Origin of the sequence: Sphingomonas sp. (assembly GCF_032114135.1) — a bacterium.
Taxonomy (GTDB): Bacteria; Pseudomonadota; Alphaproteobacteria; order Sphingomonadales; family Sphingomonadaceae; genus Sphingomonas.
This window is the reverse complement of sequence record NZ_DAMCTA010000001.1, coordinates 1,182,919-1,199,471: the sequence shown is the minus strand read 5'-3', so window position 1 is coordinate 1,199,471 and position 16,553 is coordinate 1,182,919. Positions and strand designations below refer to the sequence as shown.

Genomic DNA, 16,553 nt, shown 5'->3' with positions numbered 1-16,553 from the left:
CCCAACCCCTCCCGTGAAGGGGACGGGCTTATATTCAATTCACCCCAGCGTCCGCCGCAGCGCGTCGTGCCAACCGGCCAGCAGCGTGGTCCGGTGCCCGGCCTCCATCGCCGGCTCAAAGCACGCCTGCCGCGACCAGATCGCCGACAACTCGTCCAGCCCCGACCATAGCCCCACCGCCAGCCCGGCATGGAAGGCCGCACCGCGCGCGGTGGTCTCGAGATCGTCCGGCCGCTCCACCGCAACGTCGAGAATGTCCGCCAGGAAGCGGCACAGCCAGTCGTTTGCCGCCATGCCGCCATCGACGCGCAGCATCGCCGGCCGCACGCCGCCATCCTGCACCATCGCCGCGACCAGGTCGTAGGTCTGGTAGGCCACTGCCTCGAGCGCTGCGCGGGCGAGGTGCGCCTGGGTGGCGCTGAGCGTCAGCCCGAAGATCGCGCCGCGCGCCTCGGGATCCCAGTGCGGGGCGCCGAGACCGACGAACGCGGGGACCATGTACACGCCATGGCTGTCGGACACGCGCGTCGCCATGTCGTTGGTCTGGCGGGCATGGGTGATCACGCCGATGCCGTCGCGCAGCCACTTGATCGCCGCTCCCGCCACGAAGATCGAGCCTTCCAGCGCATAGGACGTCCGGCCGTTGATCCGGTAGGCGGGGGTGGTGAGCATCCGGTGCTCGGAGGCGACCGCCTTGTCGCCCGTGTTGAGCAGCAGGAAGCAGCCGGTGCCATAGGTCGACTTGGCGGTGCCCGGCGCGAAGCAGCATTGCCCGAACAGCGCCGCCTGCTGGTCCCCCGCCATGCCCGCGATCGGGATCGGCAGGCCGAACCATTCGGGATCGGTGTGCCCATAGACATGCGCGTTGTCGTGCACCGCCGGCAGCAGCGCCATCGGAATGCCGAACAGCCGACACAACTCGGCGTCCCATTCGTCGTTGTGGATGTTGAACAGTGAGGTGCGCGATGCATTTGTGACGTCGGTCGCGTGCACCGCGCCCTTGGTCAGCCGCCAGAGCAGGAAGCTGTCGATCGTACCGAAGGCGAGTTCGCCGCGCTCGGCGCGCGCCCGCGCGCCCGGCACCTGGTCGAGAAGCCAGCCGAGCTTGGTCGCCGAAAAATAGGGGTCGACCAGCAGCCCGGTGCGCGCCCGCACCTCGGCCTCGACACCCTCGGCCTTGAGCTCGGCGCAGCGATCGGCGGTGCGGCGGTCCTGCCAGACGATCGCGCGGTGGATCGGCGCGCCGGTGGCGCGGTCCCAGACGAGCGTCGTCTCGCGCTGGTTGGTGATGCCGATCGCGGCGATGCTGCCCACGCCGACGCCGCTCTTGAGCAGCGCCTCGCGCGCGGTGGTAAGCGCGTCGCGCCAGATCGTCTCGGGATCATGTTCCACCCAGCCCTGGCCGGGATAATGCTGCTCGAACTCGGTCTGCGCGGTGGCGACACGGCGGCCGGCCGAATCGAAGATCACGCTGCGCGTCGAGGTAGTGCCCTGATCGATCGCGAGAATGTGATTCCGGTCCACCAAGCCCCTCCTATGTTCGTTCGGACGCTCGTAGATTTTCGTTCGCGCGTCAACGCTTTCGTTTGTGTTCGTTTGGTGCTATAAACGAAAAATAGTGAACATGAGGCGAAGCATGGCGGCCGCACACTCCGAAGAGCGTTTCGATCTGCTGGTGGTGGGCGGCGGCATCAACGGTGCCGGCATTGCGCGTGATGCGGCGGGGCGGGGCCTCTCGGTGCTGCTGGTCGAGAAGGAAGACCTGGCCAGCCACACTTCCTCGGCCTCGACCAAGCTGATCCATGGCGGGCTGCGCTATCTCGAATATGGCGAGTTCCGGCTGGTGCGCGAGGCGCTGATCGAGCGCGAGCGGCTGTGGGGCATGGCACCGCACATCATCTGGCCGCTGCGCTTCGTGCTGCCGCAGACCCAGTCGCCGCGCCCGGCCTGGATGGTGCGGCTGGGGCTGTTCCTCTACGACCATCTCGGCGGGCGGAAGAAGCTGCCGGGCACCGACACGATCGACCTTGCGCGCACGCCGTTCGGGCGCGGGCTCAAGACCGCCAAGGGCAAGGCGTTCGTCTATTCGGACTGCTGGGTCGAAGACTGCCGGCTGGTAGTGCTCAACGCGATGGATGCGGCGGAGAAGGGCGCGGATATCCGCACCCGCACCGCGCTGCTTGGCGCGCGGCGTGAGGGGCGCGAATGGATCGCGACCATCGCCGACGATGCCGGCGAACGCACGGTGCGGGCCAAGGCGCTGGTCAATGCCGCGGGTCCCTGGGTGGCGGACGTGCTGGGCCGCGTGCCCGACGTGGTCGCCGATCGCGGGCTGCGGCTCGTCAAGGGCAGCCATCTCGTCGTGCCCCGGCTCTATCCGGGCGACCATGCCTTCATGCTGCAGAACCCCGATCGCCGGATCGTGTTCACCGTCCCCTATGAGGGCAAGTACACGCTGATCGGGACGACCGACCAGGTGTGGGAAGGCGCACCGGGCAAGGCGCGGATCAGCGCCGAGGAAACCCGCTACCTGCTCGATACCGCCGCGCGCTATTTCGACGATCCCCCGTCCGAGAAGGACGTGGTGTGGAGCTATGCCGGCATTCGCCCGCTCTATGACGACAAGGCCGGCAATGCCTCGGCAGTGACGCGCGACTATGTCCTCGATCTCGACGGCGACGAGGATCGTGCGCCGATGCTGAGCATCTTCGGCGGCAAGATCACGACCTATCGCAAGCTTGCCGAGCACGCGATGGCGGAGCTGTCGCGCTTCTTCCCGCAGGCACCCGGCGCCTGGACCGCAGGCGCGGTCCTGCCCGGCGGCGATCTGCCCGAGGGGGACTTCGATCGCTTCGTGGCCAACCTCCAGCATGCGCGGCCGGGGATGCCCGCCGAGCTGCTGCTGCGGCTCGGCCGCGCCTATGGCACGCAGGTCCATGCGCTGCTCGGGGACGCGATGACCCCATTCGATCTGGGCGCGGATCTGGGCGGCGGGCTGACGCTGCGTGAGGTCAACTATCTGCGTGCCCAGGAATGGGCGGTGACGGCGGAGGACATCCTCTATCGCCGCAGCAAGCTGGGGCTGCACGTACCGCCGGGCACTGCCGAGCGGCTCGCCGAATATCTCGCGGGCGAGCCCCGGCGGATGGCGCGATCGGCCTGATGGCCGAGGATCTGCCCGATCTGGTCGCCGGGCGCCATGCGCGAATCCTCGAGCTCGCCCGCCGCGCCGGCAGCGTGAGCGTCGAGGCGCTGGCGACGGCGCTGGAGGTGACGCCGCAGACGATTCGCCGCGACCTCAATCAGCTCGCCAAGCGGGCGATGCTGTCGCGTGTCCATGGCGGCGCGGTGATTACCTCGGGGGTCGACAATCTCGATCGCGAGGCGCGGCGCCAGGTAGCGGCCGAGGCCAAGGCGGCGATCGGCACGGCGGCGGCGGCGCTGGTGCCGGATGGCGCGAGCCTGTTCATCAATATCGGCACCACCACCGAGGCGATCGCCCGCGCGCTCGTCCAGCACCGCCACCTGCTGGTGGTGACCAACAACCTCAACGTCGCCGACATCCTGGGCGGCGTGCCGACGATCGAAGTGGTGGTGGTCGGCGGCAGGGTGCGCGCCAGTGACCGTGCGGTGGTGGGCGCCCTCGCGATGGATTTCCTGCGCGGCTTCAAGCTCGATTACGCGCTGATCGGCGCCTCGGCGATCGATGAGGAAGGGACGCTGCTCGACTTCGACATGGATGAGGTGCGCGTCTCGCAGACGATCATCGAGCAGGCGCGCACCGTGATCCTCGCGACCGACCAGACCAAGTTCGGCAGGCCGGCGCCGGTGCGCATCGCTGAGATCGGAATCGTTGATCATTTGGTCACCGATCGCCTCCTACATCCCGGGATCGCTGCCGCCTGCGCGGCGGGGCAAGTGACGGTTACGCAGACGGACGCTTGATTGGTCAGGCCAATCCGTGCAGGATTGCCGAACCGAAGAACAGAACGGCCGGAGAGCCGTTCAGAGAGGGCAGTGAAAGGTTTATGCGGCGTATTGCCCATCTTCGCTGGTGGATCGTCGGGCTGATCTGCGCCGGCACCATTGCCAATTATCTCGCGCGCAACTCGCTGGGCGTACTCGCACCCGAGCTGAAGACCGTGCTGCACATGACGACACAGCAATACAGCTATGTCGTCGGCGGCTTCCAGCTCGCCTATACGGTGATGCAGCCGATCGCGGGCATGATCGTCGATCGCATCGGGCTGCGCGCCGGCTTCGCGCTGTTCGGCGCGGCCTGGTCGGTCGCCAACATGCTCCACGCGCTGGCGGCGGGGTGGCTGGGGCTGGTGTTCTTTCGCGGGCTGCTCGGCATGTTCGAGTCCGCGGCCATCCCTTCGGGCATCAAGGCGATCGCCGAATGGTTTCCGGCGCGCGAGCGATCGGTGGCGGTCGGGTGGTTCAACGCCGGTACGTCGCTGGGCGCGCTGCTGGCGCCGCCGGTGGTGGCGATCGTGATGATCTATACCGACTGGCGCATGGCCTTCGTGGTGACGGGCGCGGTGGGGCTGCTCTGGTCGGTCGCCTGGTGGATCTTCTACCGCAGCCCCGGCAGCCATCCCAAGATCACCGACAAGGAGCGCGCGCTGATCGCCGAGGGGCGGCCCAAGCCGCTTGCCCGGCGTGCCTCGGCGCGCGAGATCCTGGGCACCGCGCGCTTCTGGATAATCGCGGTGCCGCGCTTCCTCGCCGAGCCGGCGTGGCAGACCTTCAGCTTCTGGATCCCGCTCTACCTCGCCACCGAGCGCGGCATGGACCTCAAGCAAATCGCGCTGTTCGCCTGGCTGCCCTTCCTTGCCGCCGATCTGGGTGGGGTGCTGGGCGGCTATCTCTCGCCCTTCCTGGTCGCGCGCTTCCGGCTGCCGCTGATCGCCTCGCGCGTCGCCGGCGTTGCGCTGGCAGCGGTGCTGATGATCGCGCCGGGCTGCATCGGGCTGGCTGCCAGCCCCTATACCGCGATCGCGCTATTCTGCGTCGGCGGCTTTGCCCACCAGATGATCTCGGTCCTGATCAACACGCTCTCCGCCGACGTGTTCACCGCCGAGGAAGTCGGCGCCGCCAACGGCTTTATCGGCCAGGCCGGCTGGGTCGGCGGGCTGCTCTTCTCGCTGCTGATCGGGCAGCTGGCCGATACCGTCGGCTATGCGCCGCTGTTCGGCATGCTGTCCGTCTTCGACATCATCGGTGCCGTCGTGCTGATCGCAGGCCTGCGCCATCTTCGCCTTCCGGAGCCTGTGAAATGAGACGCGCCACGCTTTCCAATCCCCCGCGCTTTGCCGTTGCCGCCGAGGGGCAGGGGCGGATCACGCTGGAGTCCGATACCGGCGCGGTCGCGCATCTGTTCGTGCTGGAGCAGGACATGATGCGGCTGCTGCTGCTCGCGAACGGCACCGTCACCAGCCCGCCGAGTTGGGCGGTCGCGCCGGGGCAGGAGGATATCGCCGAGCCGGGCCGCGACCGGATGGATGTGTCCGGCTTCACCTGCCCGGCCTATCGGCTGTCGCACGATGCCGAGCAGCTGGTGCTGGAGACGGATCGCATCCGGCTCACCGCACGGCTGCACGGGCTGCACTGCCGCTGGGAGCAGCGCGACGGCGACGACTGGGTCCTGATGGCGCAGGATCGGCCGACCCATGCCTATGATTTCGGCTGGTGGGACGGCAAGGCGCATCACTATGTCGCGCGCCGCCCGGGCGAGCGCTTCTACGGCCTGGGCGACCGCACGGGCGATGCCAACCGTGCCGGCCGCAGCTTCCGCCTGATCAACCTCGACCCGATGGGCTATGACGCGGAGACGAGCGATCCGCAGTACAAGTCGATCCCCTATGTGCTGGTCGCCGACGCGGAGGGCCGCTGCCACGGTGCCTTCTACGACACGGTGGCGGACGTCGCGTTCGATTTCGGGCGAGAGCTCGACAATTACCACGGCTATTATCGCCACATGGTCGCCGAGCATGGCGATGTCGACCTGTGGATGATCGCCGGGCCCGATCCGCTGGCGGTGACCAAGCGCTTCACCTGGCTGACCGGCCGCCCCGCGCTGATGCCGCGCTGGTCGCTCGGCTATTCGGGCTCGACCATGACCTATACCGACGCGCCTGACGCGGCGGCGCAGATGGCCGGGTTCCTGGAGAAGCTGGCCGAGCACGACATCGGCTGCACCTCCTTCCACCTCTCCTCGGGCTACACCTCGATCGGAGACAAGCGCTATGTGTTCCACTGGAACCGCGACAAGTTCCCCGACCCCAAGGCGTTCGTGACAAGCTATGCGGAGGCCGGCGTCGAGCTGGTGCCGAACATCAAGCCGGCGCTGCTGCGAAGCCACCCGCGTTATGACGAGGTCGCCGCCGCTGGCTATTTCGTCGGCGACGCGGAGGGCCAGCCGATCGAGGCGCAGTTCTGGGACGAGGTCGGCAGCTATATCGACTTCACCAACCCCGACGCCGCCGCCTGGTGGCGGGCCCAGGTGACGTCGGCATTGCTCGACCAGGGTATCCGCTCGACCTGGAACGACAACAACGAATATGAAGTGTGGGACGCCCGCGCGCGCTTCGCCGGCTTTGGCACCTCGATGCCAGCCGCAGTGATGCGCCCGGTGCAGCCGCTGCTGATGATGCGCGCCTCGCGCCGCGCGCAGATCGAGGCGCGGCCCGACGAACTGCCCTATGTCGTCACCCGCGCGGGCATGGCCGGGCTGCAGCGCTATGCCCAGACCTGGACCGGCGACAACCGCACCGAGTGGAAGACGCTGCGCTACAATGCGCGGATGGCGATCGGGCTGGCGCTGTCGGGCGTGTCCAACAGCGGGCACGATGTGGGCGGCTTTGCAGGTCCGGCGCCCGATGCCGAACTGCTGGTCCGCTGGGTGCAGGCAGGGGTGCTGATGCCGCGGTTCAGCATCCACAGCTGGAACGACGACCGTACGGTCAACGAGCCTTGGATGTACCCCGAGGCGCTGCCCGCGATCCAGGCGATGCTGCGGCTCCGGCAGCGATTGCTGCCATTCTTCTACGATCTGCTGCACCGCTATCACTCGGACTATATGCCGATGGTCCTGCCGACCTGGGCGGTGTTCCCTCACGACGCGCAATGCTGGGCGGAGAGCGACGAGCATCTGCTCGGCACCGACGTGCTCGCGGCGCCGGTGGTGGAGCAGGGCGCAACAGAGCGACGACTGTATCTGCCGGAAGGTACCGACTGGACGCATGTCTGGACCGGCGAAACCTTTGCAGGCGGCAACTGGGTGACCGTTGCAGCACCGCTCGACGGGCCGCCGCCGCTGTTCGCGCGGTCTGGTTCGGCAATGTTGGTCGATCTCGCCGAAGGCGGATGGCGCGCGGCTGCGACGCTACGGGGTTTCTGGTTATTTCCGCCGCGCGAAGGCAGCTTCCTATGTAAGGCGGTGGAAGCCGCCGGGAGGGATGGCGGGGAGGTGCTGCGCTGGCAAGTCCATGGTCAGGCACTCGACGATCGTATCGTGGTACGGTTGGAAGCGAACGGCATGCAAGTGCACGACGCCGATATCATTTTGTTGCTTCCAAGTAATGATCATCGTCACCTAGTTATTGATGCTGGCAGCGCTGTCAGTGTGGCGTATTTGCAACATAATGACGGTAATGCGCAGTAAAAAACGATTGCACATCTCGTTCCCGCTATATTTCTCCGAGTGTCGAGGAACCTATTGTCCGTCTGTCTAAAAAAGAACTGCGGGTAGAACCCTGCCGGACAAGGGGAGCATTAATGAGAGGTTACCAGGTATCAGCCGCGCATGTTGCGCTGGCTGCGGCATGCATGGCGGGTACTGCGCAGGCACAGACCCAAAGCGCCGACACATCCGCCGCGACCACCGTCGCTGCTGGTGCCGCCGCGGCCCAGTCGGCCGGCAAGATGGTACAGGACGATGGCGAAATCGTCGTGACCACTACCGCGCAAAAGCGCTTTGAGAATATCCAGAACGTGCCGCTCGCGGTGCAGGTGGTGACGCCCGCACAGCTCGAAGCCCAGGGCGTCCGCAACTTCCAGGATCTCGGCAAGGTCGCCCCGTCGCTGACCATCCGTCCGGCCGAACACCCGGTCAACGCGAACGTCTCGCTGCGCGGTGTCGGCACCTTTGCCTTCGGCATCGGCGTCGAGCCGAGCGTCGCGGTGACCGTGGACGGCGCTGCGCTGGCCTTCCAGGCGCGCGCGTTCACGGATCTGCCCGATGTCGCACAGATCGAAGTGCTGCGCGGTCCCCAGAGCACGCTGTACGGCAAAGCGGCTTCGGCGGGTCTGATCAAGATCATGACCACGCAGCCGACCAACGACTTCCACGTCAAGGCCAACGCGACCGTCACCGACGATAACGAATATGGCGGCAATTTCAGCGTCAGCGGTCCGCTGAACGACAAGCTGGGCTATGTCTTCTCGGCGAGCTATTCGAACTGGGACGGCAACGTCCGCAACCTGTTCAACGGCCAGAAGACCAACGGCCGCGAGACGCTGAACACCCGCGGCAAGCTCAAGTGGAAGGCGACGCCCGACGTCACCTTCACGCTGTCGGGCAATTATCTGAACGGCAACACCACCGTTGGCCGTCCCTTCATCCGATTGGCATCGAACGCCAACCTGCGTGGCACGGCTGGCCAGGGCGCGAGCGTGGTGCTGCCCGGCGTGGTGATCGGCCCCGACAATCAGACGGTCAGCAACGACTATAACTCGCGCACCAAATATTGGGGCGCCGGCGGCCTGCTGCGCACCGACATCAACATCGGCAAGCTCCAGCTGCTGGGCCTGACCAGCTACGACCGCTTCCGCCTCGACGACTATCTCGATCATGACGACACGTCGTCGACGACGATCAAGAACCTCCAGATCGGCGCGTTCAAGTCGAAGCTGTTCACGCAGGAAATCCGGTTGCTGTCGCCGGGCACCGATGCGTTCCGCTACGCCCTCGGCATCTATTATGCCGACACCCGCTTCCAGCGTCCGTTCGTGCGCGGCCCGGTCTATTCGCTCGCCGACTGGTATGCGACCTCAGGCTCGCGCCAGATCGCGGCGTTCGGCCAGATCGACTGGGAGTTCGTCAAGAATCTCACCGCCACCGTAGGCGGCCGCGCGCAGAACGAGCGGGTGGAATATACCTTCCGCGACAATATTCCGAAGACCAGCTTCGCCGGTCATGCCAGCGACAATGCCACGACCTATCGCCTTGGCCTGAACTATCAGGCGACGCGCGACATCATGTTCTTCGGCAGCTACGCGACCGGCTACAAGGGCCAGACCTATGATCTGACCACTGGCTTCAACCAGAATCGCGCCAATGCTGGCCCGATCAAACCCGAGACGTCGAAGGACAAGGAATTGGGCATCCGCACCCAGTTCTTCGATCGCCACATGACCTTCAACGTCACCTATTTCGATACCAACTACACCAACCTGCAGGCGCAGACGATCGAAACCCTGTCCGACGGCACCTCGAACTTTCGCCTCACCAATGTCGGCGGCCTCAATACCAAAGGCCTCGAGTTCGAGACGGCGGTGCGGATCGGCCGCGACCTGACCATCGGTGGCTCCGCCACCTATCTCGATGCGACCTACACCTCCTATCCCAAGGCGCAGTGCTACCCCAGGCAGACCGCCGCGACGGGCTGCATCGCCGGAACGCCCACCTATCAGGTGCTGACCGGCACGCGCGCGGTGCAATCGCCCGAGTGGAAGACGTCGGCGAACATCGAGTTCGCGCCGGCGGTGACCGAAAAGCTCAACGGCGTGGTGCAGGCGAGCTGGCAATATCAGGGCAGCGTCTACTACGCGGCGCGTGATCCGGAGCAGTTCCAGCCTGCATTCAGCATCTTCAACGCCAGCGTCGGCGTGCGGGACCACAAGCGCCGGTGGGAAGGATCGCTGTTCGTCAGCAACCTGTTCGACAAACAATATTACCCGTCTCTGGTCAATTCCGCGGGCAACTGGGGTAACCAGCTGGCTACCCAGGCCATCCTGCCGCGTGACTTCCGTCGCTATGGTGGCATCCGCTTCGGGGTCAATTATTAACAGATATCCCAAAAGAAATGCAGGAAAGGGCGGGGGCTATGCTTCCGCCTTTTTTGTATTATAAAATACAATCGTTTGCGTAACTGTGACTAGTGCGGCACACCTTGCGACCTTTCTTGGTAGCGATTGGCGATAATCGCCAAGCAAATTTGGGAATTATCCCGTTGCTCCTACAATTGTCAGGACAGAGCGACCGGTGGCCAAAGAGTATACCGGCGTGCGGGAGAGGAAGGTTCACCTTCCAAAGGGAAATGATTGATGAGGGGTTATCAGTTTCCGTTGTGCACGCTTGCGTTCGCCGCATCGTTCCTCGGCAGCGCCGCGCACGCGAACGGGGCGGAAGAACATCGTGATCCGGCCGCGGCGCCGGTGCCGGCGCAGGCTGCAGCGCCGGTGAAGGATGATGGCGAGATAATCGTCACGACTACCGCGCAGAAGCGCTTCGAGAACATCCAGAATGTGCCGCTCGCGGTGCAGGTCGTCACGCCGGCACAGCTTGAGGCGCAGGGCGTCCGCCACTTCCAGGATCTCGGCAAGGTCGCGCCGTCGCTGACCGTTCGCACCGCCGAAAACCCCGTGAACTCGAACGTCTCGCTGCGCGGCGTAGGCACCTTCGCGTTCGGTATCGGCGTGGAATCCTCGGTCGCGGTGACCGTCGACGGCGTCCCGCTCGCATTCCAGGCGCGCGCCTTCACCGATCTGCCCGACGTCGCGATGATCGAAGTGCTGCGCGGCCCGCAGAGCACGCTGTACGGCAAGGCAGCCTCGGCCGGTCTGATCAAGATCATGACCACGCAGCCGACCAACGACCTGCACGTGAAGGCGAACCTGCTCGCTACCGACGACAGCGAATATGGCGGTAATTTCAGCGTCACTGGCCCGATCAACGACACGCTCGGCTATGTCATCTCGGCCAGCTATTCGAACTGGGGCGGGAATGTTCGCAACGTAATCGACGGCCGGGACGTGAACGGTCGCGAGACGCTGAGCACCCGCGGCAAGCTGAAATGGAAGGCGTCGCCGGATGTCGTCTTCACCGCATCGGCGAATTATATGAACGGCAACACCACGGTGGGCCGCCCGTTCATCCGCATGACGCCGGGTGCGGTGCTGCGCCGCCAGCCGGGCCTGACCGCGGATGTCATCCTGCCGGGCATCACGATCGACCCGCTCAATCAGAAGGTCGCCAACAACGATCGCGCCGGCACCAAATATTGGGGCTGGGGCACGATGCTCCGCACCGACATCAACATCGGCAAGCTGAACGTGCTGGGCCTGACCTCGTACGACAAGTTCCGCATGGACGATTATATCGACCATGACGATACGGCAGCCCCGGGGGCCTATGGCCGGAACATTCAGGTCGGCGCATTCAAGTCGCGTCTGTTCACACAGGAAATCCGCCTGCTGTCGCCGGGCACCGACGCGTTCCGCTATGCGCTTGGCGTCTACTACGCCAATGTCGGCTTCCAGCGGCCGTTCATGCGCGGCCCGGTCTTCTCGCTCGCCAACTGGTATGCGACCTCCGGCTCGCGCCAGATCGCGGCGTTCGGCCAGATCGATTGGGAATTCGTCAAGAATCTGACCGCCACCGTCGGTGGCCGTGCGCAGAACGAGCGGGTGAAGTACACCTTCCTCGACAAGAACCTCGCCGTTCCGACCAGCTGGGCCGGCCGTGCGAGCGACGATGCCACCACCTATCGGCTGGGCCTGCAATATCAGGCGACGCGCGACATCATGTTCTTCGGCAGCTATGCCACCGGCTATAAGGGCCAGACCTATGATCTGACCACCGGCTTCAACAGCAACCGCGCCGCCGCCGGCCCGATCCGTCCGGAAACGTCGAAGGACAAGGAGTTCGGTGTTCGAACGCAATTCTTCGGCCGTCGCATGACGTTCAACGTCACCTATTTCGATACCGACTATACCGACCTGCAGGCGCAGTCGATCGAGACGCTGGCCGATGGTACCAGCAACTATCGCCTGACCAATGTGGGCGGCCTCAACACCAAGGGGCTCGAATTCGAGGCGGCTGCGCGGATCACCCATGACCTCTCGGTCAACGGCAGCGCGACCTATCTCGACGCGACCTACACCTCCTTCCCGGTGGCGCAATGCTATCCGCTGCAGACGGCGGCGCAGGGTTGCGTCGCAGGTTCGCCTTCGTACCAGAACCTGACCGGCACCCGCGCAATCCAGTCGCCGGAATGGAAGGGCAGCGCCAGCGTGGAATATGCCCCTGCGCTGACTGAGAAGCTGAACGGCGTATTCCAGGCGAGCTGGCAATATACCTCCAGCCTGAACTATGTTGCGCGCGATCCGGAAACCTTCCAGCCCGCGTTCAGCATCTTCAATGCGAGCGTCGGCGTGCGCGATCACAAGCGCCGCTGGGAAGCGACGCTGTTCGTCAACAACCTGTTCGACAAGCAGTATTTCCAGTCGCTGGTGAACACCTCGGGCAACTTCAACGTGAGCAGCGCGGGCAACTCGGCCAACGCCATCGCTACCCAGGGCGTGCTGCCGCGCGACTTCCGCCGCTATGGCGGCATCCGCTTCGGCCTGAACTACTGATCCCGTCGCACTGCCGGCAACATCCGGGGGGGTGGAAGCGATGCTTCCGCCCCCTTCCCGTTTGTGACTCAGGCGCGCAACATCCGGAAACAGGCCAGACCACAAAGAATTTCGCGAGATTTTCGGTCATGCCAAAAGACTTATCCTACAATTCTCACAAAAACAGGTCCGACACGCGTGCGGAGCCGGGCATGACGCTTGGGAGAGGAAAAGCAATATCATTACGCAAGGGGTTCAAGTTTCATGAGGGGTTTCCAACTCTCGGCACGCGCGGGCGCGCTGGCCGCCACGTTCCTCGCCGGCAGCGCCTTTGCCGCGCCGTCCGAGGACGTGCCTGCAGCCGCGACTGCGCCGGTTGCCGCTGTGCCTGCCGCCGGCCAGGACGATGGCGAGATCATCGTCACCACCACCGCGCAGAAGCGGTTCGAGAACATCCAGAACGTTCCCCTCGCGGTGCAGGTGGTGACGCCCGCCGATCTCGAGGCGCAGGGCGTCCGCCACTTCCAGGATCTCGGCAAGGTCTCGCCCTCGCTGGTGATCCGCCCCTCGGAAAACCCGGTCAACGCCAATGTCTCGCTGCGCGGCATCGGCACCTTTGCCTATGCGATCGGCGTCGAGTCCTCGGTGGCGGTGACCGTCGACGGCGTGCCGCTCGCCTTCCAGGCCCGCGCTTTTTCGGACCTTCCCGACGTCGCCATGATCGAAGTGCTGCGCGGCCCGCAGAGCACGCTGTACGGCAAGGCCGCCTCGGCCGGCCTGATCAAGATCATGACCACCCAGCCGACCAAGGACTTCCACGTGAAGGCCAATGTGCTGGCGACCGACGACCGCGAATATAGCGGCAATTTCAGCGTCACCGGCCCGATCAACGACAATCTCGGCTATGTCGTCTCGGCGAGCTATTCGAACTGGGACGGCAACGTCCTCAACGTGTTTGACAACAAGCGCGTCAACGGCCGCGAGACGCTGAACACCCGCGCCAAGCTGAAGTGGAAGGCGACGCCCGACGTGACCTTCACGCTCTCCGGCAACTATGTCGACGGCAAGACCGATTTCGGCCGCCCCTTCATCCGCATGACTCCGGGCGTGACGCTGCTCAACCGGCCGGGCCTGACCACCGATGTGGTGCTGCCGGGGATCACCATCGATCCGCAGAACCAGAAGATCGCCAACAACGATCGCGCGGGCACCAAGTTCGCCGGCGGCGGCGGCATCCTGCGTACCGACATCAATGTCGGCAAGATGCAGGTGCTGGGCCTGACCTCGTACGACAAGTTCCACATGAACGACTATATCGACCAGGACGACACGGTCGCGCCGGGTGCGGTCGGCCGCAACATCCAGGATGGCCGCTTCCAGTCGCGTCTGTTCACCCAGGAAATTCGACTGCTGTCGCCGGGCGAGGACGCGTTCCGCTATGCGCTGGGCGTCTATTTTGCCGACGCCGCGTTCGAGCGCCGCTTCTACCGCGGTCCCGCGACTTCGGTGCGCAGCTGGTCCGCCACCTCGGGCTCGCGCCAGATCGCGGCGTTCGGCCAGATCGACTGGGAGTTCGTCAAGCATCTGACCGCCACCGTCGGCGGCCGCGCGCAGAACGAGCGGGTGGAATATACCTTCAACGACAGGCTGCTCGCGACCAACTATGGCGACCATGCCAGCGACAACGCCACCACCTACCGGCTGGGGCTGAACTGGCAGGCCACGCGCGACATCCTGGCGTTCGGCAGCTATGCCACCGGCTATAAGGGCCAGACCTACGACATCAGCAGCGGGTTCGACCGGAACCGCGCCGCTGCCGGCCCGATCCGCCCGGAAACCTCGAAGGATTGGGAGTTCGGCCTCCGTACCCAGTTCTTCGACCGGCACCTGACTTTCAACGTCACCTATTTCAACACCGAGTACACCGATCTGCAGGCGCAGACGATCGAGCCGCTGGCCGACGGCACGTCTAATTTCCGCCTGACCAATGTCGGCAAGATGAAGACCCAGGGCCTGGAGTTCGAGGCGGCAGCGCGCGTGATGCGCGACCTGACGATCAATGGCGGCCTGACCTATCTCGACGCCAAGTACACGTCGTGGCCGGCGGCGCCCTGCTATACCCAGCAGACCGCGGCGACGGGCTGCTTGCTCCAGGGCACGGTGAAGTATCAGGTGCTCACCGGCACCCGCGCGGTGCAGGCACCGGAGTGGAAGGGATCGATGTCGTTCGACTACACCCCGGCGCTCACCGACAATCTGAACGGCGTGCTGGTCGGCAGCTGGCAGTATCAGACAAGCGTCTATTATGCAGCGCGCGACCCGGAGACCTTCCAGCCCGCGTTCAGCATCTTCAACCTGAGCGTCGGCGTGCGCGAGCATAGCCGCCGCTGGGAAGCGACGCTGTTCGTCAACAACCTGTTCGACAAGCAGTATTTCCCGGCGCTGGTGAACTCGGGCGGCAATTTCGGGCCTGCGGGAACGATCGCTACCCAGTCGGTCCTGCCGCGCGATTTCCGTCGCTATGCAGGCCTGCGCTTCGGTGTAAATTACTGATGCAGGCACGGGAGGGCGGGGGCGATGCCTCCGCCCTCTCCATCAGGAGAGGGGACCGAATGATCGGCAGAATCGGAATCGCGGCCGCAGCATGCGCAGCCGCGATTTTTGCGTTCGAAGGGCAGGCGCAGCAGGCCCCGGCACGCCCCAGCATCGACGCGCCGGAACTGGCCGCGCTCGGCAGCCATGGCATCGGCGTCGCCGATCTTGAGTTCGTGGAAGCGGGCCGGGCCGATCCGCTGCAGGGCGCGGACAAGCCCGCGATCGTCGACCGGCACATCCCCATCAAGCTCTGGTATCCCGCCGCGGCGAAGGGCGCGGGCACCCGCTATCGCACCGCGCTGCCGGGGGAAAAGGGGGGCGACGTGCCCTTCGAGGTGCCGGGGCTCGCCACACCGGGAGCGGCGGCGGCCAAGGGGCGCTTCCCGCTGGTGATCCTCGCGCACGGCTATAGCAACACCCCCGAGGTGCTCTCCTGGCTCGGCGAAAATCTGGCGAGCAAGGGCTATGTCGTGGTCGCACCCGCCTTCCGTGATCCGCCGATCACCATCCGAACGCCGGCAGCGCGTGCCGGTCCGCTGACCAGCCGGCCGCTCGACATCGCCTTCGTCGCCGCCGAGGCGCAGCGCCGGGCGAAGGCCGGGCAGGGGGCGTTCGCCGCCGCCGACGCCGAGCGGACGGCGCTGATCGGCTATTCGATGGGCGGCTACGGCGTGCTCACCGCGGCGGGTGCGCCGCTCGACCCGGCGGTGGCGGGCGCGACGCGCGGTGCCCTCGCGCCCTATGTGGCCGGGGCGGCGAAGGCGGAGCGCCTCAAGGTCGCCGATCTCAAGGCGGTGGTGGCGATTTCGCCGGCCAGCAATCTCTACGGCACCCCGCTCTGGGCCGCGCCCGGCGTCGCGGCGATCCGCGCGCCGACGCTGTTCGTCGTCGGCAGCCAGGACCATGTCGTCGGCTATGATCCGGGCGTGCGCACGCTGTTCGAGCAGGAAGTCCACGCCCCGCGCTACCTGCTCACCTTCCGCGAGGCGGCGCACAGCATCGCGCTGATCGGGGCGCCGCCCGCGATGCGCGAGAGCTTTTGGGACCTCGACTGGTTCGAGGATGCGGTGTGGCGCAAGGACCGGCTGATGGCGGTGCAGGCGCACTTCATCACCGCGTTCCTCGACCGCTATGTGAAGGGCGAGGAAGCCAAGGCGTCGTACATCGACGGGCTGGTGCCCAACTCGAACAACGGAAAATGGGTCGGCGCCCCCGGCGGCCGCTATGCCGGGTTCAGCCCCGGCGCGCCGGCCGCGACGATCTGGAAGGGCTTCCAGCCGAGCCGGGTGTCGGGGATGAACTTCGAGTTCAAGCCCGCCCAGCCTTGAGCCTGC

Annotated in this window: 9 protein-coding genes; 8 read left to right on the top strand and 1 reads right to left on the bottom strand. The window is 65.6% G+C overall.

Features of this window, described 5'->3' with window-relative positions; all coding sequences use genetic code 11:
* Nucleotides 1-39 precede the first annotated feature (39 nt).
* Nucleotides 40-1,524, bottom strand: coding sequence for a glycerol kinase GlpK (gene glpK, locus RT655_RS05460; protein WP_313535388.1), 1,485 nt, complete (start codon nucleotides 1,522-1,524; stop codon nucleotides 40-42).
* A gap of 112 nt (nucleotides 1,525-1,636) precedes the next feature.
* On the opposite strand from glpK, the gene RT655_RS05455 reads away from it, so the two are divergent.
* From RT655_RS05455 to RT655_RS05420, 8 genes are all read left to right on the top strand, one after another.
* On the top strand, nucleotides 1,637-3,163 hold the full coding sequence (locus RT655_RS05455; protein WP_313535387.1) for a glycerol-3-phosphate dehydrogenase: 1,527 nt from the start codon (nucleotides 1,637-1,639) through the stop codon (nucleotides 3,161-3,163).
* The gene (locus RT655_RS05450; RefSeq protein WP_313535386.1) at nucleotides 3,163-3,945 is read left to right on the top strand and encodes a DeoR/GlpR family DNA-binding transcription regulator; all 783 of its coding nucleotides are present in this window, start codon (nucleotides 3,163-3,165) and stop codon (nucleotides 3,943-3,945) included. Before RT655_RS05455 ends, RT655_RS05450 begins: the two co-directional genes overlap by 1 nt.
* An 83-nt stretch (nucleotides 3,946-4,028) precedes the next feature.
* A complete protein-coding gene (locus RT655_RS05445; RefSeq protein WP_313535385.1) occupies nucleotides 4,029-5,285 on the top strand; it encodes an MFS transporter in 1,257 nt (418 codons plus the stop codon).
* The gene (locus RT655_RS05440) at nucleotides 5,282-7,669 is read left to right on the top strand and encodes a glycoside hydrolase family 31 protein (protein WP_313535384.1); all 2,388 of its coding nucleotides are present in this window, start codon (nucleotides 5,282-5,284) and stop codon (nucleotides 7,667-7,669) included. The genes RT655_RS05445 and RT655_RS05440 overlap by 4 nt, the downstream gene beginning before the upstream one ends.
* Nucleotides 7,670-7,833: 164 nt before the next feature.
* The gene (locus tag RT655_RS05435; protein ID WP_313535383.1) at nucleotides 7,834-10,074 is read left to right on the top strand and encodes a TonB-dependent receptor; all 2,241 of its coding nucleotides are present in this window, start codon (nucleotides 7,834-7,836) and stop codon (nucleotides 10,072-10,074) included.
* Nucleotides 10,075-10,353: 279 nt separating this feature from the next.
* Nucleotides 10,354-12,645: a TonB-dependent receptor gene (locus tag RT655_RS05430; RefSeq protein ID WP_313535382.1), complete on the top strand. Its 2,292-nt coding sequence runs from the start codon at nucleotides 10,354-10,356 to the stop codon at nucleotides 12,643-12,645.
* A gap of 243 nt (nucleotides 12,646-12,888) precedes the next feature.
* Entirely contained in the window at nucleotides 12,889-15,177 is a 2,289-nt protein-coding gene (locus RT655_RS05425) for a TonB-dependent receptor (RefSeq protein WP_313535381.1), read from the top strand.
* Between the two features lie 59 nt (nucleotides 15,178-15,236).
* Entirely contained in the window at nucleotides 15,237-16,547 is a 1,311-nt protein-coding gene (locus RT655_RS05420) for a dienelactone hydrolase (protein ID WP_313535380.1), read from the top strand.
* The last annotated feature ends 6 nt before the right edge of the window (nucleotides 16,548-16,553 follow it).

What these genes read in the sequence shown, in the direction of transcription:
- RT655_RS05420 (WP_313535380.1), top strand. Translation starts at nt 15,237, where the DNA reads ATGATCGGCAGAATCGGAATCGCGGCCGCAGCATGCGCAGCCGCGATT.
- RT655_RS05425 (WP_313535381.1), top strand. Translation starts at nt 12,889, where the DNA reads ATGAGGGGTTTCCAACTCTCGGCACGCGCGGGCGCGCTGGCCGCCACG.
- RT655_RS05435 (WP_313535383.1), top strand. Translation starts at nt 7,834, where the DNA reads ATGGCGGGTACTGCGCAGGCACAGACCCAAAGCGCCGACACATCCGCC.
- RT655_RS05450 (WP_313535386.1), top strand. Translation starts at nt 3,163, where the DNA reads ATGGCCGAGGATCTGCCCGATCTGGTCGCCGGGCGCCATGCGCGAATC.
- RT655_RS05445 (WP_313535385.1), top strand. Translation starts at nt 4,029, where the DNA reads ATGCGGCGTATTGCCCATCTTCGCTGGTGGATCGTCGGGCTGATCTGC.
- RT655_RS05455 (WP_313535387.1), top strand. Translation starts at nt 1,637, where the DNA reads ATGGCGGCCGCACACTCCGAAGAGCGTTTCGATCTGCTGGTGGTGGGC.
- RT655_RS05440 (WP_313535384.1), top strand. Translation starts at nt 5,282, where the DNA reads ATGAGACGCGCCACGCTTTCCAATCCCCCGCGCTTTGCCGTTGCCGCC.